Annotated in this window: 19 protein-coding genes; 11 read left to right on the forward strand and 8 right to left on the reverse strand. The window is 70.4% G+C overall.

The features are described 5' to 3' along the window. Positions 1-869, forward strand: an 869-nt coding sequence (locus FL344_RS12515) for a Circumsporozoite protein (RefSeq protein WP_141618679.1), incomplete at its 5' end; no start/stop codon positions are given. A 40-nt stretch (positions 870-909) separates the two neighbouring features. Further along, a complete protein-coding gene (locus tag FL344_RS12520; protein ID WP_141618680.1) occupies positions 910-2082 on the forward strand; it encodes a tetratricopeptide repeat protein in 1173 nt (390 codons plus the stop codon). A gap of 19 nt (positions 2083-2101) precedes the next feature. On the opposite strand, the gene FL344_RS12525 is transcribed toward FL344_RS12520, so the two are convergent. From FL344_RS12525 to FL344_RS12540, 4 genes are all read right to left on the reverse strand, one after another. Then, positions 2102-2986 (reverse strand): SGNH family hydrolase, encoded by an 885-nt coding sequence (locus tag FL344_RS12525; RefSeq protein WP_141618681.1) that lies wholly within the window; start codon positions 2984-2986, stop codon positions 2102-2104. An 18-nt stretch (positions 2987-3004) separates the two neighbouring features. Continuing rightward, complete coding sequence (locus FL344_RS12530; RefSeq protein ID WP_141591174.1) at positions 3005-3772, reverse strand: alpha/beta fold hydrolase; 768 nt, start codon at positions 3770-3772, stop codon at positions 3005-3007. 105 nt (positions 3773-3877) lie between these two features. Continuing rightward, complete coding sequence (locus FL344_RS12535; RefSeq protein ID WP_141591172.1) at positions 3878-4642, reverse strand: amino acid ABC transporter ATP-binding protein; 765 nt, start codon at positions 4640-4642, stop codon at positions 3878-3880. Continuing rightward, positions 4639-6084 (reverse strand): ABC transporter substrate-binding protein/permease, encoded by a 1446-nt coding sequence (locus FL344_RS12540; RefSeq protein ID WP_141618682.1) that lies wholly within the window; start codon positions 6082-6084, stop codon positions 4639-4641. The genes FL344_RS12535 and FL344_RS12540 overlap by 4 nt, the downstream gene beginning before the upstream one ends. Positions 6085-6269: 185 nt before the next feature. On the opposite strand from FL344_RS12540, the gene FL344_RS12545 reads away from it, so the two are divergent. Together FL344_RS12545 and FL344_RS12550 are read left to right on the forward strand one after the other, a co-directional pair. Then, positions 6270-6686 carry an EamA family transporter gene (locus FL344_RS12545; protein ID WP_141618683.1) on the forward strand — a complete coding sequence of 139 codons (417 nt, stop codon included), beginning with the start codon at positions 6270-6272 and terminating at the stop codon, positions 6684-6686. A 136-nt stretch (positions 6687-6822) separates the two neighbouring features. Next, the gene (locus tag FL344_RS12550; protein WP_141618684.1) at positions 6823-7518 is read left to right on the forward strand and encodes a response regulator; all 696 of its coding nucleotides are present in this window, start codon (positions 6823-6825) and stop codon (positions 7516-7518) included. A 172-nt stretch (positions 7519-7690) separates the two neighbouring features. Here FL344_RS12550 and FL344_RS12555 read toward each other — a convergent pair whose 3' ends face one another. Continuing rightward, positions 7691-11335 (reverse strand): AAA family ATPase, encoded by a 3645-nt coding sequence (locus tag FL344_RS12555; RefSeq protein WP_141618685.1) that lies wholly within the window; start codon positions 11333-11335, stop codon positions 7691-7693. 333 nt (positions 11336-11668) lie between these two features. On the opposite strand from FL344_RS12555, the gene FL344_RS12560 reads away from it, so the two are divergent. The 3 genes from FL344_RS12560 to FL344_RS12570 all read left to right on the forward strand — a co-directional run bounded on the left by FL344_RS12560 (position 11669) and on the right by FL344_RS12570 (position 15025). Then, positions 11669-13684 carry a YgiQ family radical SAM protein gene (locus FL344_RS12560; RefSeq protein ID WP_141618686.1) on the forward strand — a complete coding sequence of 672 codons (2016 nt, stop codon included), beginning with the start codon at positions 11669-11671 and terminating at the stop codon, positions 13682-13684. 70 nt (positions 13685-13754) lie between these two features. After that, positions 13755-14375 (forward strand): hypothetical protein, encoded by a 621-nt coding sequence (locus FL344_RS12565; RefSeq protein ID WP_141618687.1) that lies wholly within the window; start codon positions 13755-13757, stop codon positions 14373-14375. 143 nt (positions 14376-14518) lie between these two features. Then, complete coding sequence (locus FL344_RS12570; RefSeq protein ID WP_194858423.1) at positions 14519-15025, forward strand: hypothetical protein; 507 nt, start codon at positions 14519-14521, stop codon at positions 15023-15025. 51 nt (positions 15026-15076) lie between these two features. Here the strand turns inward: FL344_RS12570 and FL344_RS12575 are convergent, their stop codons facing one another. Beyond that, positions 15077-16699: a hypothetical protein gene (locus FL344_RS12575; RefSeq protein WP_228564981.1), complete on the reverse strand. Its 1623-nt coding sequence runs from the start codon at positions 16697-16699 to the stop codon at positions 15077-15079. 218 nt (positions 16700-16917) lie between these two features. Between FL344_RS12575 and FL344_RS12580 the strand changes: the two genes are divergently transcribed. Continuing rightward, a complete protein-coding gene (locus tag FL344_RS12580) occupies positions 16918-17928 on the forward strand; it encodes a ChaN family lipoprotein (RefSeq protein WP_141618736.1) in 1011 nt (336 codons plus the stop codon). A gap of 62 nt (positions 17929-17990) precedes the next feature. Continuing rightward, entirely contained in the window at positions 17991-19421 is a 1431-nt protein-coding gene (locus FL344_RS12585; RefSeq protein WP_141618688.1) for a hypothetical protein, read from the forward strand. A 12-nt stretch (positions 19422-19433) separates the two neighbouring features. Here FL344_RS12585 and FL344_RS12590 read toward each other — a convergent pair whose 3' ends face one another. Further along, positions 19434-20354, reverse strand: coding sequence for an RluA family pseudouridine synthase (locus FL344_RS12590; protein WP_141618689.1), 921 nt, complete (start codon positions 20352-20354; stop codon positions 19434-19436). Positions 20355-20488: 134 nt separating this feature from the next. Here FL344_RS12590 and FL344_RS12595 point away from each other — a divergent pair, with 134 nt between their 5' ends. After that, positions 20489-21403 carry a serine/threonine-protein kinase gene (locus FL344_RS12595; protein WP_141618690.1) on the forward strand — a complete coding sequence of 305 codons (915 nt, stop codon included), beginning with the start codon at positions 20489-20491 and terminating at the stop codon, positions 21401-21403. A gap of 11 nt (positions 21404-21414) precedes the next feature. Here FL344_RS12595 and FL344_RS12600 read toward each other — a convergent pair whose 3' ends face one another. Next, positions 21415-21783, reverse strand: coding sequence for a hypothetical protein (locus FL344_RS12600; protein ID WP_141591150.1), 369 nt, complete (start codon positions 21781-21783; stop codon positions 21415-21417). Between the two features lie 173 nt (positions 21784-21956). Here FL344_RS12600 and FL344_RS12605 point away from each other — a divergent pair, with 173 nt between their 5' ends. Further along, entirely contained in the window at positions 21957-22997 is a 1041-nt protein-coding gene (locus tag FL344_RS12605) for a serine hydrolase (protein WP_228564982.1), read from the forward strand. The last annotated feature ends 12 nt before the right edge of the window (positions 22998-23009 follow it).

A 23009-nucleotide genomic window follows, 5' to 3' on the forward strand; every position in this document is an offset into this window, starting at 1 on the left:
CCCCTGCCCAGAGTGGACGTAACGGCCCGCGGGTTGACACCCAGGCCTCCGCGTCCGGTTCGGTGGAGCAGCCGCGGCACAGCGCGCTGAGCGGCCAGTCCAGCTTCACGGCCGGCGGAGCCCGCGCCGATGTGAGCGGCACCGGTCCCGGTGGCATCGACACGCGCGCCCACGTCCAGGGTCCCACGTTCTCCGCGGATGCGCAGGTGGACGCGGACATCGGCCTGTCCGGCATCGACGTGAGCGTCGACATCGACATCGAGGCCAACCTCATCGAGGCGGGCGCCGGGGCCTCCAAGACGGTCGAGTTCGAGATTGCCGGCGAGGAGTACTCCGTCGAGCTGGACCTGGAGGCGCTGGGCAAGATTGGCGCCGAGGGCAGCATCGAACTGGACCTGCACGTGGGCACCGACGGCAACGTGTCCATCAACGCCGCGGCCTCCGGCTTCGCGGGTGCGCAGGCGAGCCTCACGGGCTCCATCGAACTGAAGCACGAGGACAACACGCTCGCGTCCGGCAGCATCACCGCCAGCGCCAGCGCGGGTGTCAGCGGCGACGCGCACGCCAACATCGGCATCGAGAACGGCAACCTGGAGTTCGACGTTGGCGTGGAGGCCACCGCGGGCCTGGGCCTGGGCGTGGAAGTCGAGGGCTCCGTCAATGCCGGCAACGTGCTGAAGGCCGTGGGTGAGACGGCCGCCGCCGCCGGTGGCGAAATCCTGGAGAACGTGGTCGACGGCGCCATCAACGCCGGCGGCGCGGTGGCCGACGCGGCGGGCAAGGTCTTCACCAACGCGGCGGACGCCGTGACGGACTTCGCGGGCGACGTGGGCAACGGCATCAAGAACGCCTGGGATAAGGTCTTCTAGAGGTACCCACCTCACGCCCCCGCCGCTAGAATCGGTGCCCATGGCCGTCTCCAAGCTGGCATCCTCCGCCGCGCGTCTCATGAAGCAGGGTCTGCTGAAGGAGGCGGCCCGAGACTTCGAGCGCGCCATCGAACAGGACCCGAAGGATGCCAGCGCGTTGCTGGGGCTGGCCCGGTTGCGGCTGGCCCAGCACGACGAAACGGCGGCCCGCGCGGTGCTTCAACGGCTGGTGGCGCTGCACCCCACCCACCCGGAGGCGCTGAGCCACCTGGCCCGGCTGGACGCGGAGAAGGGTGATGCGCGCCAGTTGGACTTGCTGGCCGCGCTCGCCGCGCAGCCCAAGGCGGGCTTCTTCGAGGTCATCAACTACGGCCGCGCCCTGCTGGGGCATGACCGGTACGCCGCCGCCATCCCGGAGCTGGAGCGCGCGCTGGCGCTGCAGCCCGGCAATGCCCAGACGCTGACGTACCTGGGCATGGCCCTCCAGGGTGACAAGCAGTTGGACCGGGCACTGCGGCGCTATCAAGAGGCCGCGGAGGCCAACAAGACGGAACACCTGCCGCTCCAGCTCGCCGCGCGTGTGCAGTTGCTGCAAGGGCACGTGGGCGCGGCCATCGTCACGCTTCGGCAGGCAATCCTGCGCAGCCCTCGCGAGACGGCCCTCTTCCGGGAGTTCGCTTCACTGTGCTTGATGGCCGGCGCCCCCGAAGCGGCGATGCGCGCCGCCATCGAGCTGCGCCTCCAGCTCCCCGACAGCGCGGACGCCATCTATCTGCACGGCATCTCCGCCTTCGTGGCCGGCAAGGACGAGGACGCGGACCGCATCCTCCGCGAGGCGCTGGCCAAGGCTCCGGAGTCCGCGCCCGTGCGCGTGGCGCTGGCCAAGGTGCGCCGCAAGCTGGGTGACGACGCGGAGGCCCAGACACTGCTTGAGGCCGCCGTGGCGACGGACCCGTCCGAGGCCGGCGCCGCCAACGATTTGGCGGTGCTGCACCTGTCACGTACCGGTGGTGCCGCCGCCGCGCGCGCCATCCTCACCGAGGCCTTGAAGCATCACCCGGATGACGCGGGCGTCCACCTCAACCTGGCGCTGGCCCTAGCGGACAGCGACAAGGCCCAGGCGCTCACGCACGCCAAACGCGCCCAGGCGAGCACCCACCGCGACATCCGCGAGCAGGCCGAGCGGCTCGTCACCGCCCTGAGCCCTCACTGACGCGGCCTTCGGCGCGCGACTAGCCCTGCTGGAGCAGGCCCAGCACGCCCAGCACCTCGGGGTACACCTTGTTGGCGAAGTAACGGCCGCCCGCGACGGTGAAGTGCACGCCGTCCGCCATGCGCAGGCGCATGGGCTTGCGGAAGCCATCCACCCGGGCCTGACTCAGCGCTCGCCCCTTCGCGTCGGTGAAGAAGGGGCGCGTGTCCAGGTGCACCGCATCCTCCCGGGAGGAGATGACCTCGCGCTGGAGGGCGCGGATGATGCGCAGCTTCTGCTCGAAGCGCTTGAGCCCCGTAGCCGGCAGCTCCAACCACACAATCTTCCGGCCGGGTGAGGAGAGCACGGTCAGGAAGTCATTGATGCGCTGACGGTAGGCGGCCTCCCACTCCGCATGTCCCCAGTGGATGGCCTTGCCACCCTGGGTGTCCTGGAGCGACTGCCCGTCGTTGCCCCCGAGGATGACGACGACGACGTCCGGCTGGTGACGATCCACCTCCTCGCGACCCACGTCCATCCAGTCGAAGAAGTCCGGACGGGCCAGGCCCGTGGAGGACTTGGCGCGGCGGGCCGACTGGATGCGCGGGTGCGCGTCCAACTGGGCCTGGAGGTACTCCCCGAAGCCGGTGGCGATGAGGCTGTCCCCCAGCAGCAGCACCTTGTGCTTGCGCGCCACTTCGGGCGCCGGAGCGGGAGCCTTCGGTGCCGCGGCGGGCGGAGGCGCGGCCGTGGGCGCCACGGTGGAGGGCGACGGCTCCTGCACGGAAGCAGCGGGCGCGGGCGTCGCGGAGACAACGAAGAGGGTGACGAGCAATCGCGTGAGACGGTTCTGCATTGGCGCCCGAAAGGTAGCGATCCCCGCGCCATCCGTACATCCCCCTGTCGACCCGATGGAGCCCCGCACCGCCCCTGCCGGGCTGCGTCAGGCGGCGCTGCTCTCCATTTCGGGCGCCGCCGGCGCGTCCAGGGCCGCCAACCAGGGCCGCAGGAGCCCCGCGCACGCCTCCGGGTGCGTGAAGTAGGGCACATGCCCCGCGCCCCGCAGCAGGTGCCGGGGCGTTCCCGGCGGCAGCGACGCGGCCAGGCGCTCCACCGTGGACGGCGGCACCAGCACGTCCCGCGTCCCCTGGATACAGACGCAGGACACGGGCAGCCTGCGCAGCTCCGGTGGGGGCGCCTCGCCCCGGATGGCCAGGGCGCGATGCCAGGTGGAGCTGCGCTCCAGCGCCGTGGTGGGCACGACTTCGGGCACACGGGAGAAAGACACCGGCGTCCAGGCCGCGAGCCCCGCCGCCACCGCGCCCGGCCGGGCCCACCGGGCGATGGGGCCCATCATGCCAATGGCGAGCCCGCGCACGCCCAGGTGTTCGGTGCGGGTAAAGGCGCCCAGGAAGGCCACGCCTCGCGCCGCGCCAGCCGCCGCCAGGTGCGCGGCCACCATGCCTCCGAAGGAGCTGGCCACCACCGCGTCCACATCCCCCACGGCCCGCAGCACCTGCCGCGCCAAGGCGCCCGCGCCGCACGCGGCCGCCTCACCTTCGGGGTACTCCACCAGGATGGGACGGGCCCAGGGCAACAACTGGTGGGCCAGCGCCTGGAAGCCGGAGCCACGCGCGCCCAGTCCGGGCAGCAGCAGCACCCGAGGCCCCCGCCCCTGCCCCCACTCCATCCACTGGACCTCTCGACGCATGCCTCTCCTTCGCGGGACGCGGCGAGGAACACCGCCAGTGCGCCGGTTCTGCCCGGCCCGTCCGTCAGCATGCCTAGCGGGCGGGCCGCGAGGCCAGTGAGTCGCTCAGGCCCCCAGGGTGCGCAGCGCGGGGACGCGGCCCAGGCCCAGGAAGGCACGCGTGCGCTCATGGTGTGGATTGGCGAGCACCCGGGCGGGCGGGCCCTCTTCGATGATGTGCCCGCCGTGCAGCACCAACACGCGCGAGGCCAGCTCGTACGCGAAGCGCATCTCGTGGGTCACCGCCACCAGGGTGAGGCCGTCCGCGAGCAGTTGCTCCAACAGGTCAATCAGCGACCCCACCCGCTCCGGATCCAACGCGCTGGTGGGCTCGTCCATCAGCAGCACCTCCGGCTCCATGGCCAGGGCCCGGGCAATGGCCACCCGCTGCTGCTCGCCGCCGGAGAGTTCGGAGGGGTACGCGTCCTCGCGGTGGGACAGGCCGACCTTCGCCAACAACGCCCGGCCCCGCTCGTTGGCCTCTTGCCGGCCCACGCCCTTCACGTGCATGGGGGCCTCCGTCACATTGCCCAACGCCGTGCGATGCGCGAACAGATGCCACTGTTGGAAGACGAAGCCGACGCGGCGGCGGATGCGGCGCACCTTCTCGCCCTGCGCGCGGACATCGCCCGGCGCCAGCGTGTCCGGCCCCACGCGCACCACGCCCCCGTCGAAGGACTCCAGCCCGTTGAGGCACCGCAGCAGCGTGCTCTTGCCTCCGCCGGAGGGGCCCACCAACGCAGTCACCTCGCCCGGGGAGAAGACGGCGTTGATGCCCTCCAGCACCGGCCGCCCCTCGTAGCGCTTGCTCAGCTTCTCGACTTCAATCATCCGCGCTCCAGCCTTGCTTCCAGGTGCCTCGCCAGCCGGGACAAGGGATAGCTCATTGCCAGGTACATCAATGCGCACAACGCGCCAGGTATCAGCCAGCTTCGAACATCCACCGCGGTAATCGTCATCCGCTTCGTGAGCTCCACCACGGAGATGACGGATACCAAGGAGCTGTCCTTGAGCAGCGCGATGAAGTCGTTCGCCACACCCGGCAGCGCCACGCGGAAGGCCTGGGGGAGGATGACCCGCCGCAGCGCCAGCCGCAGGGGCATGCCCAGTGCCATCGCCGCCTCGAGCTGCCCTCGCGGCACGGCCAGCACGCCCGCGCGGTAGACCTCCGACTCGTAGGCCGCGTAGTTCAGGCCCAGCCCGAGGATGGCCGCGCTGATGGGGTCCAACCGGAGCACGCCGGCCAGCCCGTAGTAGAGGACGTAGAGCTGAAGCAGCACCGGCGTGCCGCGAAACAATTCCACGTAGCCGGTGGACAGCCGGGCCGCCCAGCCAGGCCCGTACAGCCGCGTCAGCGCCAGCCCCACGCCCAGGGGAATGGCCAGCGCCATGGCGCCCACGGACACCAGCAGCGTCACGCCCGCGGCCTGGAGGAACAGCACCAGTTGTCCCCAGCCCATGCGCGCCGTCTGCGTAGGCGCCAGCACCTCGCGGGACTGCGCGTCCGTCCAGTCGACCATGCGCTGCTGCTCGGCGTTGTCGATGCCCCAGCGCTGGAAGATGGCGCGCAGCTCGCCCGAGCGAGCGATGTTCCCCAGCGCCGTATCCAGCGCCTCCCGCAGGTCCTCCTCACCGGGCCGCACGGCGATGGCGTAGTAGCCGTCCCCCATGTCGCCCACCACTCGGAGCCCTGGGCGTGGCTGCCCGTAGCGCTGCGCGATGATGTCGTCCATCAACACGGCGCGCACCCGCCCCTGCTCCAGGTCGATGTAGGGCTCCTCCACGCCTTCGTAAGGAACCGCCTCCACGCCGCTGCGCTGGAGCAGGTCCCACGCCAGGGAGTTGGCCAGCGTCCCCACCCGCTGGCCCTTCAGCGCATCCAGCCCGGTGACGGCCGCATCGTCCCGCCGCGCCAGCAAGCGCAGGTGGAAGACGTAGTAGGGCCGCGTGAAGAGGATGCGCCCGGAGCGCGACGGCGTGACTTCGAGACCGTTGAGCGCCACGTCGAACGAGCCGCGCTCCAACGAGGGGACCAGGCTGGACCAGTCGTTCTGGACGAACCGGGCCCGAACCCCCAGCTCACGCGCCAGGGCTCCCGCCAATTCCACCTCGAAGCCTCGCATGCCCCCGGGTGCGTCCGGGTCCTCCATGGCGTAGGGCTCTCCACCCTGGGCATCCGCGCCCCAACGCAGCTCCCCCGTGCGGCGCACCTGCGCCAGTCCCGAGTCCTGATCCGCGCCACACGCGCTCAGCAGCGCCAGCAGCGCCAGCACGGAGGGCAGGAGGAATGAAGGCCTGATTGCCTGGGACAGTGACGGGCTCCTTCTGGCGTGTGCGAGGCCCCCCGCCATATGCCAGGAGCCGCCCCACCGCCAGTCGCTCCTGACAGCGCCGCCCCGCACTGGTAGGCCGATGACCCTGAGCGGCATTCCGCCGGCTCCAGAACCTGGGGATTTCGATGCCGTGGTGGGTCTATGCACTGCTCTCCACGGGCTTCGCGGCACTGACGGCGGTGCTGGCGAAGATGGGCGTGGAAGGTATTCCCTCCACGCTCGCCACCGCCATCCGCACGGTCGTGATTCTGGTGTTCGCCTGGAGCATCTCCCTGGCGCGCGGGGAGCATCACGCCCTGCCTGCCATCAGCCGCAAGACACTCCTCTTCCTGGTGCTCTCCGGCGTGGCCACGGGCCTGTCGTGGCTGGCCTACTTCCGCGCGCTCCAACTCGGGCCCGCCTCCCGCGTGGCGCCCCTGGACAAGCTCAGCCTGCCGCTCACCCTCCTGCTGGCGTTCCTCATCCTCCACGAACCCCTCACCTGGCGGATGGGTGTGGGCGTGACGCTCATGGCCGTGGGTGCATTGCTGACGTTGAAATGAACCCTAGGTGCAATGGGATGAAGCAATCCCACCCACCCTGTCGCAGGTGCGAGCATGACCCGGCATTCATTTTCCAGACTCTGGGATTTTCCGTAGGTGCCCGGTCTAGAGTGCGCGCCCGAGGAGCGACGTTGTCATGGATGCGTTCAAGGTTCTGGTGGTCGACGATGAGCAGCCCATCGCACGCGCGCTGCAGCGTCTGTTGAAGCGAGAGGGATTCGAGGTCCAGATTGCCTTCAACGGCAACGAGGCGCTGGAGCGGCTGGAAGGGTTCAGCCCGGACATCGTCCTGACGGATTTCCGGATGCCAGGAATGACGGGCAGCGAGCTGCTCCAGCGCATCAAACGCAGCCATCCGCTGGCCCTGCGCCTCATCATCTCCGGCTATGCGGACTTCAAGTCCGTGGTGGCCTCCGTGAACGAGGGCGAAATCTGCCGGTTCATCAGCAAGCCCTGGGACGACGCGGAGCTGGTGACGTACCTCAAGGGCCTGCTGCGGCACCGCGAGACGATGGCGTGCCTCTACGCCCCCTTCCGGGGAGCGCCGGACGGCGTGAACGCGGAAGTGGGCATGTCGGCCGCGTCCATGGTGCTCAAGGTTCAGGTGGCCGACCCGTCCTTCCCGGCGGACCAGGCCGTTGCGCTCATCGAGCGCTTCGCGGGCCTGCTGGCCGACGACCGCCTCAAGGTGGTAGGCGGATTGCTCGAGCGCTACGGCGGGCGCCTGTCCTTCATGGCGGACGTCGGTGGCCCCCAGCGGCTCCGGCTGGAGGTGCCGATGCCCACCCTGGAAACCGTCAACGCCCTCCGCCCAGGCGCGAGCGACGCCTGACAGCGACACAGGCCGCCCCACATCAGCGCACCACCCCCGCCTGACAACGCATCGCGCGGTCCGATTTCACCGAAGGGAATTTCCCCGGCCCGTTCTCACCGTGCGCAGGGGGCAGCTGGCGCCCGCGTCGCTGCACCTGCCCACGCTGCGCGCGTGGAACCCGGCCAGCGAACTACCGCGCGTCCGCCCCCGAGGCGCCCTCGGGGCCTGGAGCCGCCGGCACGAGCCCGCTCAGCGTCTCCACGTAGGTGGCGGCCACGCGAAGAAAGCGCGCGCCCTTCACACCGGTGAGGTACTGCCGCTTCATCGCGCGCGTCGCGCCCACGTAGAACATGGCGCGGCGGATGCGCTCGTTCTCCCGGGCCGAGCGCTCGCGGGCACCGGCCATCCACTGCTCCGCGGTGTCCAGCGCATCCAGGCCCGCGAAGAAGACGATGGGGCATTCGTGTCCCTTGCAGGAGAACACCGTCGTGGCGCGCACGTGGTCCACGCCGCTGACGCGGAAGTCCGTCACGTTGCGCCCGCCCTTGCCTCCGTAGGCCTCCGCGGGCACGCCCGCGCGCCTGAGCGCCTCCGTGTACTGGGAGGGCATGACGGGGGCCACCACGAGGATGTCACTGGGGTGGACGCCCTCCTCGCGGATGAGGCGGGCCACCTCACGAGCGACCTGCCGCGCCTCACTGGCACTGGAAGCGAAGCCGCGCACCTGGGGCAGCACGCCGCCGCGCTCGGTGGACTGCACGCGGAAGAGGCCCTCCAGCGTCTCCTCCGGAAGCCAGACGAGCCCCTCTCGCGCAAGCTCGCCCACCTTCATGTATTCGCGCATGCCGGGCTCGGCCGCGGCGTGCTGGCGCAGCGGGTCCAGCACCACGTTGAAGGCCACGTCGAGGATGTCCCGCGTGGCACGGAACGTCTCCTTGAGGACGCGGGTGCGGCCACGGAACGACAGCCCCTCGGGCAGTTGCTCCTTGAGCGCGTCGATAGGCACTTGGCCGTAGACGTTCTGCGAGTCGTCCATGAAGAGCTGGAAGCAGCGCACCTCGCGCCCGTCCGGCAACGTGTCCGGACGCACCAGCGTGTGGAGCATGGCCAGCGCCTTGGCGTCCATGTCCTGGGCCTCGTCCACGAAGACGCCGTCGAAGGAGGCGGGGGCATGGCGACGCAGCGCCCCCACGTGCCGCACCGTCACCCGCGCGCGCAGCTCACGAACCCGCAGGCGGCCCGCGCGCTGGGCCAACGCCTCCACCAACAACTTGTCCACCAGCGGGGCCAGCGCACGGTTGAAGAAGGACACCAGCACCTGCGCCTCGGAGTGCTCCAGCAGGTAGCGCGCCACCCAGTGCGCCAGCACGTACGTCTTGCCGCTTCCCGCCACGCCGCGCACCAGGTGGTGCCCGTCGTCGAAACGGCGCTCGAAGAGGGATACCTGCTCGTGCGTGAAGAGGGGCTTGCCGGGCCGCGCGCCCGAGATTTCCGCGCCCAGGTCCACCGGCACCGGCGGGGGTGGCGGTGGCGGCGCGCGCTGCGGCACGGGCAATGGCTCCAGGCGCAGCGGCTCTCCGGGGTGCACACGAAGACGCGGCAGCAGTGACAGGAAGCGCTGGGGGATGGTGGCGGCGCGCGCCTCGTCGCGGGAGGCCAGCACCAGCAGGTAATCCTTCGCGCGGCTGGCGGCCACGTTGAGCATGGGCACCAGCGTGTGAGGCGGAAAGGGCCTGCCTCCAGCGACGGTGTCCACCAGCACCACGTCATACTGGGTGCCCTGCTGGCGATGGATGGTGGACGCGCTGAAGACGTCCCCGCGCAGGCCCGCGGCATTGCCCAGCCGGCGCAGCAGCGCGGCCTGCGCGCGGTAGGGCGTGACACACAAGACGCTCAGGCCAGAGCGCACCGCCTCGCGCGCCAGGGACACGGCGAGGTTGGCGGACAGCTCGCGCTGGTAGCCAGAGCCCGTCTCCCCGCGGCCGTGCGTGAGGCGCTTTGAATCTCGCGTGAGGCCGTCCAGCACCACCCAGCCCGCGCGCACCGAGGGGAACGCGGCCACCGGAGCGGGCCGCTCCGCGCGCTGCTTGACGACGTCGCCGTCCTCCAGCGCGCCGCCGTAGCAGAAGTGGCTCACCACCTTCGCGATGTCCGGGTGCATGCGGTGCTGGGTGCGCAGCAACAACACATCCGCGCGCGCCGCGTCCTTCACCGCGTCTTCCAGGTGCGACAGCCCGCTGCCGCGAAGCCACTTCTGCGTGCCCTTGCCCGCGCCCTCCGCGGCGCGGCTCACCGGGCCAATCTGCTTCGGGTCTCCCGCCAGCGTCACTCGCTCCGCCAGCGGCCCCATCAACGCGGTGGCCGCGCGAGTCACCATGCCGGCCTCGTCCACCACCAACCGCGCGAAGTGCCGCTTCCCCTCCAGCTCCGACACCAGACGCAACGCGCGGTGCACGGTGACCACCACCAGCGGGCAGTCCCCCTTCTCCACTTCCTTGAGCGTGGGGTCCTTCACCTTGCCGCGCAGTCCGCGCAGCTCCGCCTGGAGCTTGGCCAGCTCATGGGCGGGGCCGCCTCGCACCCGCTGGAGGATGAGCTCCCGCTCCCGCTCCTCGATGCTGGCGCGCAGCTTGCCACCCTTGGTGTCCTCCAGCATGACGGTGGGCAGCTTCACCAGCGCCTCGCTCGCGCCGGTGCCACCCCGGAAGATGCTGCGCGCCAGGGGCCGCAGCGGAATGGGCTCGCGCTCCAGCAGCGCGCTGACGCGGAGGACCAGCTCGTCCGCGGCGCGGTTGGTGGGCGCCACCGCGAGGATGCGCTCGCCCGGGAAGGCGCGCAGCGCCCGCGCGATGAGGTCCGCCACGGCCGTCGTCTTGCCCGTACCGGGAGGTCCCCAGATGCAGCCCCAGGGCTGGCGCCACAGCCGGTCGGCCGGAATCAGGGCCTCGTCCTGAGGCGTCAGCGTGGCCGGAGGCGCCTCCCCACAGGCGCGGCGAAGGGACTCGGCGAGGGCATCCTGCCGCTCTTCGTAAGCAGAGGCCGCCGCGCACAGGGCCTCGGCGAAGTCGTAGGGCCGATAGCACCAACGGTCCGCGGACAGCGCGCGACGGTCCACGTCATCACCGTGGCTGGGCGCGGCGAACACACGCCCCGATTCGAAGTCCAGGTGGACGACGTCTCCGCCGAAGACGCACTCCTCCCCCAGGAAGCCGAGCACCGAACCTCCCGACCAGTCCGGGTCCGCCGCCGGACGCGGGATGAGCGACAGCACCCCTGGCCCCTGGAGGCTGACCTCGCGCACGTCCTGCAGCAGCTGCGCGCGGTACTGGCTGCGCTCGGACAGCAGCGCCTCCCGCAGGTCCTCCGGCAGATACGCGGGCGGAGCCCAGAGCTCGCGGCGCTTCCCGGTGGCCACCGCGGCGCGCATCGCCTCGCGCTCCGCGGGGCTGACGTCCTCGGGCGCGGAGACATCGCGGGACGGAACGTCCTCTCCGCCTTCCCGCCCCCGCGCCATCCGCGAGACGAGCAGCAACGGATTGGGCGCCCGGGCCACGTCCGACTTCGCCTCGGTGGGCTCGGGGGCCTGGGGAGGCTCCACACGCACCGCGTTCTCGGTGCGCCGCAGCGCCACGTCCTCCTCACGTGGAGACTCGGGTGCCTGGAACGTGTTGCGCCAGCGCGGCACTGCCCCCACCCGCCGGGGCGGAGCGGCTTCGGGCGGCGGCGCATCGTCGTATTCGACATGCAGCTCGCGCGTGGACGCAGGCGCCTGTGAGCCCCCGTCTCCGGGCTCCGCCGCCTCGCCCGCACGTCCCGCCTCCGGCCCCCGCATCATCGGACGCGCGGCCTCCACACCTCGCCGCGCACCGGCCCTGGGCCACCGGTGCCACGCGGGGCCGTTACATCCGGCAGGACTGGAGAAGACGCTGCGGCTGCCATGGCGAACACTCGCGAAACCTACACTTCATGACCTGCCCACCCGAACAGGTCGCCACATGTAAGAGGCCGGCCAAGGTAGGGGAGGCTTGGATCGCCGTCAATGCGCCACACCCAGGGTGCATGCGCGGTGGGTAGGAAGGCAGGCCGCCCCGGTGTACACCCTCTCCAGCCGGGCTTGCTTCCGCGTTCTCCCGATGTTCTGGGTGGAAGCCCCCCGCCCCCCACCGACATGGCCTATTCGACGCGCTACGCCCATCCCTTCCTGCCCACCACCCGTGCCGACATGCAGGCGCGCGGCTGGGAGCAGTGCGACATCATCATCGTGACGGGGGACGCGTACGTGGACCACCCGGCCTTCGGGCCGGTGCTCATCGCGCGCTTCCTGGAGGGTCGCGGCTTCAAGGTGGGCCTCCTCCCCCAGCCGGACTGGCACTCGGCCGAGCCCTTCAAGGCGCTGGGGCCGCCGCGCCTGTTCTTCGGCGTGGCCGCGGGCAACCTGGACTCGATGCTCAACCGGCTGACGGCCCAGAAGAAGAACCGCTCGGAGGACCAGTACAGCCCCGGCGGGCAGACGAACTGCCGGCCGGACCGGGCAACCATCGTCTACGCGCAGCGCTGCCGTGAGGCGTACCCCGACGTCCCCATCATCCTGGGTGGCATCGAGGCCAGCCTCCGCCGCATCGCCCACTTCGACTACTGGAGCGAGAAGGTGCGCCGCTCCATCCTCTTCGACGCCAAGGCGGACCTGCTCGTCTTCGGCATGGGCGAGCGCCCCATCATGGAAGTCGCGGACCGCATGCGCCAGGGCGAGCGCATCCAGGACATCCGCGACGTGCGCGGCACCGCGTACATCATCAACGACGAGGAGATGCGCGCCCTGGAGGCGGACCCGGCCAGGCGCGCCGCGGACCGCAAGACGGTGGTGCTGCCGTCCTACGAGCAGGTCATCGAGGACAAGCACGCCTTCGCGGTGATGAGCCGCGACTTCCAGATGGAGACCAACCCGGGCAACGCGCGTCCGCTGGCGCAGCGCCACGGCAACCGCGCCATCTACATGAACTCGCCCGCGCTCCCGCTGGAGGACGGCGTGGGCACCGCGGGCGCCGAAGGCAAGTCCGTGGCCATGGACGAGCTGTATGACCTGCCCTTCAACCGCGTGCCGCACCCGATGTACCGGGAGCGCATCCCCGCCTACGAGACGGTGAAGCACTCCATCGTCCTCATGCGCGGGTGCTTCGGCGGCTGCACCTTCTGCTCCATCACTGAGCACGAGGGCCGCGTCATCCAGAGCCGCTCCGCGGAGAGCGTGCTGCGCGAGGTCCGCGCCCTGCGCCGCATGGGCGACTTCCGGGGCACCATCACCGACCTGGGTGGCCCCACCGCCAACATGTACAAGCTCAAGTGCAAGAGCGAGGACATCGAGAAGCGGTGCCGCAAGCTGTCCTGCGTCCACCCGGGCGTGTGTGAGAACCTCCAGACGGACCACGGCCCCCTCATCAGCCTCATGCAGGACGTGCGCAAGGAGGACGGCGTCAAGCACGTCTTCATCGCCAGCGGCGTGCGCTACGACCTGGCGGAGCGCTCGCCGGAGTACGTGAAGGAGCTGGCCGCGCACCACGTGGGTGGGCAGCTGTCCGTGGCGCCGGAGCACGTCTCCCCGCGCGTGCTGGAGAAGATGAAGAAGCCCGGCATCGAGAGCTTCGAGCGCTTCCAGCAGATGTTCGCGTGCGCCAGCGAAGAAGCCGGCAAGGAGCAGTACGACATCCCCTACTTCATCAGCGGCCACCCGGGCTCCACGCTGGAGGACATGGTGGAGCTGGCGCTGTGGCTGAAGCAGAACGGCAAGCGGCCCCGGCAGGTGCAGGACTTCATCCCCACCCCCATGGCCATGGCCACCGCCATGTACTTCACGGGCCTGGACCCGCTGAAGATGGAGCCCGTCTACACGGCCCAGGGCCTGCGCGAGAAGCGGCTCCAGAAGGCGCTGCTGCTCTATTGGAACCCGGAGCAGTGGCCGCTGGCGCGAGAGGCGCTGAAGCTGGCCGGCCGCGAGGACCTCATCGGCCGCGGGCCCCATGCGCTCGTCCCGCCGGAGTCGCCCGGGGAGGCCGCGCGCCGGCAGCGTGCCGAGCGCGACACCGGCGCCGGTGCATCCGCGCCGCGTCAGGAGGCCGCGCCCCGGCCCGGTCCGAATGGAACCGCGCGTCCCCGGGCGCGCCGTCCCGGTGGACCTCGCGCCCGCTGAGCGCCCTGGGACCTGGGGGCCCGAACGCGCGGTTGAATAAACCGCCGCGATTTTCGTCGGGCCTCCCACCATGCTCAGCCTCCTCTCCGCGTTGTGGCTCGCCACGGCTCCCGTGACGACCTCGGAACAGCCCGTGGTCCGCCCCCCGCCTCCGCAGTGCGTGTTCTCCCAGGGACGCTCGGTGTGCGGCTACCAGTGCAAGACGACCGGAACACAAACAGCCTGTGCCCGGACGCCCTACGGCATCTGTGAGGTCCTGGTGGGAGGCGTGCACTGTTGGGACCCGCCCCTGGTCGCCATCCAGCACCCGCCCACCACGAGCGCGAAGCCGGAGTGCAAGGAGAGCCGGGGCCAGGTGGCCTGCGGCTACAACTGCCGTCAGTTCAACGGCGAGGTGGCCTGCAACCGGACGCCCTACGGCGTCTGCTCCACGAACTTCAACACGCTGACCTGTTGGGACCCGCCGGACGCCGTCATCCACCAGTACGGCGCGGAGACGCCCGCGCCCCGCTGCCTCAACGCCTCCGAGGACATGGCCTGCGGCTATGACTGCAAGGCCACGCGCACCGAGGTGCAGTGCGCCAACACGCCGGACGGCGTGTGCCGGCTCGACAACCAGCGCTTCACCTGCTTCGACCCGCCGTCGCTGCTGCACTGCGACCACAGCGCGCCGCCGCCGCCCCGGCACTGAGACCACACGTCCAGCGCGTGTGGCTCGGCACGCGAGTCATGCCCGCGAAGGAGAGGCCCAGGCCCCCTTTGCGGCGCTACACGGCTCCGGATAGGGTGCGCCGCCTTTCGCGACATCGCGACACACCCAGGAGCACGAAGACGATGGCCAGGACAACCCAGGAGCAGACCCAGGAGCGCCACGCGTTTCTGCTCGAGCTCTTCCGCCAGCAGCCGGACATCAGCAGCAAGGAGGCGCTGGAGTCCTTCAAGGATAAGTTTGGCGGCACCATCAACATGAAGACGTTCAACCAGCTCCGCGAGCAGGCCGAGGACGAAGCCGCGTCGGCCGCCGCCGCCGCGCCCGCTCCCGCCCCGGAAGTGGAGCCCGAGCCCGAGGCCGAGGAGACCGAGGCGACGGTGGACGACGCCGCCGCCCGCCTGAAGGCCGCCGCCGCGGCCCCCGAGGCCATCAACGGCGCGGCCGGCGCCCCCGCCAAGAAGGCCAAGGCGAAGGGCAACGGCCCGAAGAACATCTTCGTGGACGCGCCCAAGGAGCACCTCACCTTCCTGGAGGGCATCATCCAGCAGTTCCAGGAGGCCGGCGCCGCCAACATCCGCATCGACCACGCCACGGACCGGTGGATGGTCGTCGTGGTGGACGCGAAGTAGCAGGACCGTCCCGGGCCAGGCGGAGTGCCCGCCTGGCTGGGAGGCGCGCCGTCAGCGCTCGGCGGACGGCGCCAGCAGCTCCAGAGGAAGCAGCGCGGAATGGGACAGGCGGCTCACCTCCAGCGCCGGGCCCGCTCCACTCACGCGCGCCCCCTGGAATCCCGTGGTGTCAGCGGTGCCCTCTTCCCACGCCACGAACCAGGCCGCCCCGTCCCACACCACCACGGGCGCGCGTGACGTCGCCCCGGCGGGCAACACGACGGGCACATCGAGCAACTGTCCATCCAGGCTCACCCGAGCGGCCAGCATGCCCGGCGTGCCGGAGAGATTCTCACTCCAGACCGCCAGATAGGCATCGGTGCCCCGCGCGGCGGCGACCGGAGGCTTGTGGCCCCACGGGCGCGTGAGGCGCAGCGCCGGCCTGTCCTTCACCGTGTCATCGTGCGTCACACGGGTCGCCAGGATTTCGTGCGGGCCGAATTCATCCGTGCCTGTCGTCGTGCCCGCGTAGGTGACGAGGAACTTGTGGTCTCCGGCCGCCACGGCGGGCGCGATCTCCTGCTGGAAGTCCCCCGTGGAGATGGTGAAGCTCGATCCCAGGATGCTTCCGTTGTCCCCCACCCGGACACCGCGCACGCGGTGGATACCCTGCCGGGTGGCATCCCAGACGACGAGCGACTTGTTGCCACTGGGCGCCACCCGAGGCAGCGTCTGCTCGTCCGCGCCCGTGGCGATTCCGAAGGCCGCGGGCCCGTCCAACGCGAGGTTCCTTCGGAAACGAGCGCCGTAGACATCGGCGGTGCCGTTCTTGTCGTCCTGCCACACGACGAAGAAGTGGTTGCCCGTCCACGTCACGTCGGGGACGGTTTGAGCGCCCTCACGGACGACGAGCGGGACACCGCCAGCCCCATCCAGCCGGATGCCATCTTTCGTCACCCGGTTCCCAAAGAGGTCCGGCGTGAGGGTCCCACCCCGCTCGTCACTCCAGACGACCAGGAACTCCTTGCCGTCCCAGGCCACGGCCGGGCTGATGGCCATGTTGGAGGCGGAGACGGAGAGTTGCGTGCGCTCGGACACGTCTCCGTCGGACGTCACACGGATGGCGTTGATGATGCTCTCCACATCGCCGACGAAGGGGAAGGCGAGCAGACACAGCTCGTGCGCGCAGGCGATGCCTGGAGGCCCTCGCACCTCATCGGAGCCGAAGACGACGAACCGGCGGCGCACATCTCCGTCGCGCTCCACATGGGCGGCAACCAGACCGGAAGCGCTGACCCAGGTGACCAGGAAGAACTTTCCGTCCCAGGCCACTCGAGGCTGCCCGCCATCCAACCCGCTGCCCGCGTTGATGGGAAAGCCCCCCGGGTCCAGCACCTTCCCCTTGGGTGTCACCCGCGCGCCGAAGACGCCCCCCTCGCGTTCGTCCTGCCAGACGACCAGGAACTGTTTTCCATCAAAGGCCACGCCTTCTCCCGGACGCCCCGTGGGCGGACGCGTCCCGATGTTCCTTCCCATCTCGGACGGTCCGGCCCGCCCGTCCAACGCCTCCCAGACCGCCTCCGGCACGCCCTCAGGCGCGTCGTCCAAGGGCATACCGCAGGCGGACAGCAGCACTCCCAGCAACATGCTGCTCCACCGCGCCACTCGCACAGGCTTCCACTTCCCCTGACGCATACGTTGCTCCCCTCTGGTTCGACAGGCGGCAACCTCAGGCGCGCGCGGTGACGCAACAATCCGCCCGGTGGGGAGGGAAACGCATCCGTCACGGCGCCCTCTCCATCCCGTCGGGTCCCTTCCGGGGCGCCCTCGCGCCAGCGGTTGTCACCGGCCCACCACCTCGCCAACCCGGAAGTGGTCCACGAGGCCTGCCTTGTGGATGAATGGCGCGCGTGATGCGCACGCTCCTCATCGCCTCCGTCCTGCTGGTCGCCACCGCCTGCTCGCGCGCCAGCGCCACGCGTCCTGATTCCGCCGTGGAGCAGCCTGGCGTCCAGGCGCCGCTTCCCATCGAGTGGTCCTCTCCTCTGCACCGAGAGCATCCGCTCACGGGCCGCATCTGGGACGTGAAAGCGGCCCGCTTCGTGGATGCGGACACCCTGCGCCGCTCGCTCGCCCAGGCCCGCTTCGTGGTGCTGGGAGAGCGGCATGACCAGCCCGACCACCACCAGCTCCAGGCGTGGCTCGTCCATGCCCTGACCGAGGGAGGCCGGAAGCCCGCGTTGGCCTTCGAGATGCTCGACGTGGGGCAACAGGCGGCGGTGGACGCGTCACGGGCCCAGGCCCCGCGGGACGCGGAGGCGCTCGCGCTCGCGGTCAACTGGGCGGGCAGTGGCTGGCCGGACTGGGCACTGTATCGGCCCGTGTTCGCGGCCGGGCTGGAGGCGGGGCTTCCCATCGTCGCTGCCAACCTGCCGCGCTCGCAGGTGCGGGATTTGGTGATGCGCGGCCCGGAGGCACTGCCCCCCGAACTGCGCCAGCGCCTGTCCCTGGACACGCCGCTGCCCGAGCCGGTGGAGCAGGCGATGCGCCAGGAGCAGGACGAGGCGCATTGCGGTCATCTGCCCCAGGAGATGCTCGGTCCCATGGTGCAGGCCCAGCGTGCACGGGACGCGCACCTGGCGGACCGGCTGTCGAACGCGGACACGGGCCAGGGCGGCGTGCTCATCACCGGCAACGGCCATGCACGGACGGACCGGGGCGTTCCCGCGCAGCTCGCGGCCCGTGCGCCCGGCAAGGACGTGCGCTCCGTGGGATTGCTGGAGGTCGACCCGAAGCTGCCCGAGCCGGCGGACTACGCGGCCTATTTCGGCGCGCAATCCCTGCCCTTCGACTACGTCTGGTTCACGCCGGCGATGCCCATGGAGGACCCGTGCGCGGCGCTCCTCAAGCGCTCCAAAAAGTAACTCCCGGGGCGCGTGGAGTGACATAGCCAACACGTCAGCAATTGGGCTATGTCGGCGCGCCCATGACGCCCTCGCTCCTCGCCGCCTCGCTCATCATCGCTCTGGGACAGAGCCCGGAGTCCGTCTCCACGGAGCCCGCTGCGTCAAAAGGCTCCTTCCTCCAGACGCGCCTGTCCTTCCTCGCAGGAGACACCGACTTCGGCGCCCCTGATGCCACCACGCGGTTCCACGTCGCGCTGGACGCGCGCACGGCGGAGCTGGCGTCCGGCCTGCGCGCCGAAGCAAGGCTGTCGCTGTTCATCAATCCGGTCGCCGTCTCCGGTACCATTCTTCAGGACAACGCCAGCTTCTTCGGCCTCCGGTACCGGCCTTCCTCCTGGGCGCCCGATGAGCGCCTGGCATTGACGGTGTTCCCGGTGAGCGCCACCCGGCTGCACATGGGCTACGAGAACCCGGTGGCATGGGCACGCATCTCGTCAATCACGCGCTCGGGAGATGACGGCGAACCCGCCGTGGAGCTGCGCCTGTCGCGGCGGAGATGGGATGCATTCGTCGCCGCCAAGCTCCCCAGCATGCAGAACGGCGTGACCCAGGAACTGGAGCGGCGCCTCATGCTCCTGGTGGGTGCAGGGGTGAACCTCTCCCCGGCCTTCCGGGTGGAAGCCGGGGCCGCGAACCTCGACCTGGGCCCCGGGAGCTTGCCCTACATCAGCGGCTCGGAGGGCGACATCTACACGCGCGGCGTGTCCGGGCGAGTGATGTGGCGCCATGGCGTCCCCGTCGGAGCGAACGTCGACCTGGCGCTCTACGAGGGAGACCCGACCTTCTTCGAGCGCTTCTTCGCCCCCGACGTCTATCCCGGTGGCTTTGGAGCCCATGTCGCACTGGAAGGGAGCTACGTCTCCCAGCGGCTCATCGACAGTGAGTCGACCGTGCCGGGTGCCATGCGAAAGCAAGCAGCGCACGCCGCGGCGCTGGTGACTCGGTTCAAGTGGGACCAGCTCCGGCTTCACGCGCTCGCGTACTACAGGACGCCCTCGTTCATGGTGCTTTCTTACCCGGGCTTCTTCCCGACGGGCGGCGCCCTGTTCGAACAGATGGAGGCGCTGGCCGAGCTGTCCGCGACGGTGGGGGCGGATTACTTCCTCCAAGACTGGGGGCTCACGCCCGGCTTCCTCGTCCGCGTCACCGCCCCGGCCACACTGAAGTCGATGGTTCCACTGCCAATGTGGCCACGCATCAACCCCCTCATCGTTCGAGGCACCACCTTGTATTCCTATTTGCCGGAGGGCGAAGACCGGAGCCCCATCCTCACCGCGAAGGCCACCGCCCGGTGGGACCTGGGCGAGGTCGCAGGTGTCCTGGCCGAGCTCTTCTACACACGCGATCCGAACCAGACCACCTACGCGGATGGCGACACGGGCGCAGCAGTGGTCGTCTGGGATTCGCCGGACATCGTGGGCGGCAACCTGTTGCTCCAGGTGCGCTTCTAGGGACGACCGCGCTCACCCACCCCGCAGCACCGTGAGAGCGCGCTGGAAGTCCTCGGGCAATGGCGCCTCGACGCGGACGGGCTGACCCGTAGCAGGGCTCGGCAGCTCCAAGGTGAAGGCATGCAACGCCTGCCGGCCCAACGCCCGTGCCGCGACATGCGCGCGTGCCTCCGGCGGACCGTAGAGTGAATCCGCCAGCACGGGGAACCCGGCCTCGGAGAGCTGCACGCGAACCTGGTGCGTGCGGCCCGTGTCCAGGTCGACCTCCAGCAACGCTGCATCCGCGAAGCGCTCGCGAACCTCGAAGGAGAGCGCCGCACGACGCGCGGAGGGAACGCGGGTGGTGAAGCGCCGAGGGTCCGCCGGATCTCTGGAATAGGGCCCCTCCAGGCGGCCCCGCGCGGGCGGCTGCCCCAGCACCAGCGTCCAGTAGCGCTTGTCCACGCGCTTCTCCTGGAAGGAGCGCAGAAGCGCGGCGGCGGCCGTATCCGTGCGTGCGAAGGCCAGACAGCCACTCGTCTCCCGGTCCAGGCGGTGCACCACCCCGGGCTGGGCCAGGCCCTCCACATCGAAGGGCGGCCGCTGCGCGGCGAGCAACCCCACCACGGAGGCCGCGCGCCCTTCCGGCTCCACCACGATGCCCGGAGGCTTGTTCACGATGACCAGGGCCTCATCGTCATGAAGCACTGGCAGCACCGGCCCTTCAGAAGAGGCCACCGGCGCGGCGCGAGGCTCGGGCCTTTCGAGCTCAATCTCCTCACCACCCCACAGCTTGCGCGTGGGCTGGCACTTCTTGCCTCGGATGCGAACCGCTCCCGAATCAATCAGGGCACGGGCCCGCTCCAGGTTGATGCCTGGGACCTGCTTCGACAGGAAGCGGTCGAGCCGCTCACCGGCGGCCTCACGAGGAACCTGGACCTTCTGCTGTGCCATGCGCTTCCCGTCCCTCAACGCGAGGGGCGAGTCAACGGCCTTGGGCACCGTCCCCGCCACGCCACACGGGAGCATGGCTTGCGGACGACGAGGACGGCCCGGAAGATGGCGAAGAATCGACCCGGCCCGGCCCCGTGAATCCGACCTGCCCCACATGTCATACGCCCCACCCTGGCGCCGAGGCAGGCCCGCGACGCACCTGCGCCGCCTGCGGTGCGGACCTCGCGCACGGCGCGCAGACGCGAGGCACACCGCTGGAGCCGGACCTCACAGGTGAATCCCTGGCGGGCTTCCAGTTGAACTCCCGCCTGGGCACCGACGCCACGGGCTGGCTCTACGCAGCGGAAGGCCATGTGGGGCCGTGCGTGGTGAAGGTGATGTCTTCCTCGGTGACCGCGGATGCGGAGGCGCGAGCGCGCTTCCACCGGGAGGCGGAGACACTGCGGAGCCTCCGCCACCCAGGCATCGTCCGCGTCCTGGCGGTGGGCGAGGAGCGCGGCCACTGCTGGTACGCCCTGGAGCCCGCGATTGCGCCCGACCTGGGGACGAGACTGGACCGGGTGAACGCACTGCCCTTCCAAGAGGTGGAGCAACTGGCGCTGCGACTGCTCGATGCGCTCGGCGCCGCGCACGACACAGGGCTTGTCCACGGTGACGTGCGGCCCCAGAACATCCTGCTCGCGAAGGACGGCGCGATGCTGACGAACTTCGGCCTGTCGCTCGTGCCTCCCGGTGCCCATGGCTACCAGGCCCCCGAGCAACGACAGTGGGGCCGCGCCGTCCCGCAGTCGGACCTGCATGCGCTGGGGCGCGTCCTGCACGAGGCGCTCACGGGAGGCATGCCGGAGACGCAGCCACTTCCCCAGGGCGTGCCCCGGCACCTGCGCCGGTTGCTGAAAAGCCTGCTCTCGGAAGCCATCCAGGACCGCCCCGACAGCGCCATCTCCGCGCGGCGACTGCTGACCCAGCGTGCGCCGCTGGGCCCTTTGGCCGTGGGCATCGCCGCGCTGCTGGCGATGCTGATGTTCCTGCTGCTGCGCGCGGCGTGAGCGCCTCCCGCTCAGAGGCCCTGGAGCTGGACACCGGACATGCGGTGCTTGGGCTTGCGGCGGATGAAGCGGTTCGCATCGCCGCGCCGGTAGCAGGTGATGAGGCGCTCCTCGTCATTGAGCAGGACAATCCATCCCCGCGCCTGCCGTGCCACATCCAGGCTCCGCCAGGCCCAAGGCAGCTCCCGCTCCAGCACCGTGACGTGCGTCATGCCCGTCGCCCGGGTCCGGATGCCAAACTCCAGGATGAAGTCGAGCACATCGTCACGAAGCTGCCGAAGCGAGCTGCGCTCGACGAAGTGACGCGTGGCGGAAAACCCAGGGGAAACGGGCGGACGGCAAACGGGCATGGCGTGGACCTCCTGTTGCCAGGAGGCCATTACACATGCCGTTCCAACGCCTCATTCCCAAGATTCCGCGCACTTGGTCGGCTCCGGCACGACGGACGAATGACATTCCGTCAATTCCCGTGCAGGCGTGTGACAGCAAGGCGCGGACGCCCCGACGCCGGCCCTCCCTGGCCGCTCCGGACACATGGTGTAGAAGGCCCGCCATGCGTTCCGTGCCGAAGCCGCCCCCCGGTGAATTGCTCCAGGATGCCACCCGCGCCTACGTGCGCGGATATCGCACGGCGTCCCTCTGCGCCGGCATCACCCAGGGAGGCGTGCATCACGTCGAAGCGCTGCGGAGCAAAGGCGCGCCGCCCTCTGAAAGCGCCCTCTTCGCGCTGGGCGAGCTGACCCAGGTCTTCACGGGGGCCCTCCTCGCGTTGCTCGTGGACCAGGGCAAGGCACGGCTCGACATGCCCCTGTCCGAGGTGATTCCCCGGTCGCTGCTCGCGGATGCCACGGCGGGCCGCATCACCCTGGAGCAACTGGCGACACACACCTCGGGAATGCCCCACCTGCCTCCCAACCTGGAGCAGGACGCCCAGACGATGGAGGACCCCTTCGGCCATTACGACGCGAGACTCTTCGGAGCGTTCCTCCAGACCTATCAGCCGGAATGGCCGCCGCCGCGCCGCTATGCGCCCTCCATCCTGGGCATGGGTGTGCTGGGCCACGCGCTCTCCCGGCGCGCGGGGCTCAACTACGGGCACGCGTTGAGGGACCTGCTCTTCAAGCCCCTGGGCATGGCCGACACCACGCTGCGCCTGTCCGAGGAACAGGAGCCGCGCCTGACGCCCGGCCACACGGCGCGAGGCAAACCAATCCCCCAATGGACCTTCCCCGCACTGCCGGGAGCTGGCGCCGCCTACTCCACCGCTCCCGACCTGCTCCGCTTCCTCGATGCGAACCTCGGACGGGGTGACGCGGGCGTCGTGCGTGCCCTGCAGCTAACCCATGTGCCGCGCGCGGAGGCGAACCCTGGGAAGATGGGGCTCGGGTGGAGCGTGACGCAGGTGCGCGGTCAGCCGGTGGTGTGGCGCTCCTCCGTCATCCGGGGCTACACCAGCTTCATGGGCTTCGCCGCCGGGGCAGACGCGGGCGTGGTGCTGCTGGCGAACCATGGCTGGTCCTTCTTCTCCGCGCTCCGTGGGCGCATCCCCCTGCAAGCCCCAGGGCTCGAGCTGCTTTCCCGCCTCCTCCCGTAGGAGGCCCAGGTT

Origin of the sequence: Myxococcus sp. AB036A, from assembly GCF_006547355.1 — a bacterium.
Lineage (GTDB): Bacteria > Myxococcota > Myxococcia > Myxococcales > Myxococcaceae > Myxococcus > Myxococcus virescens.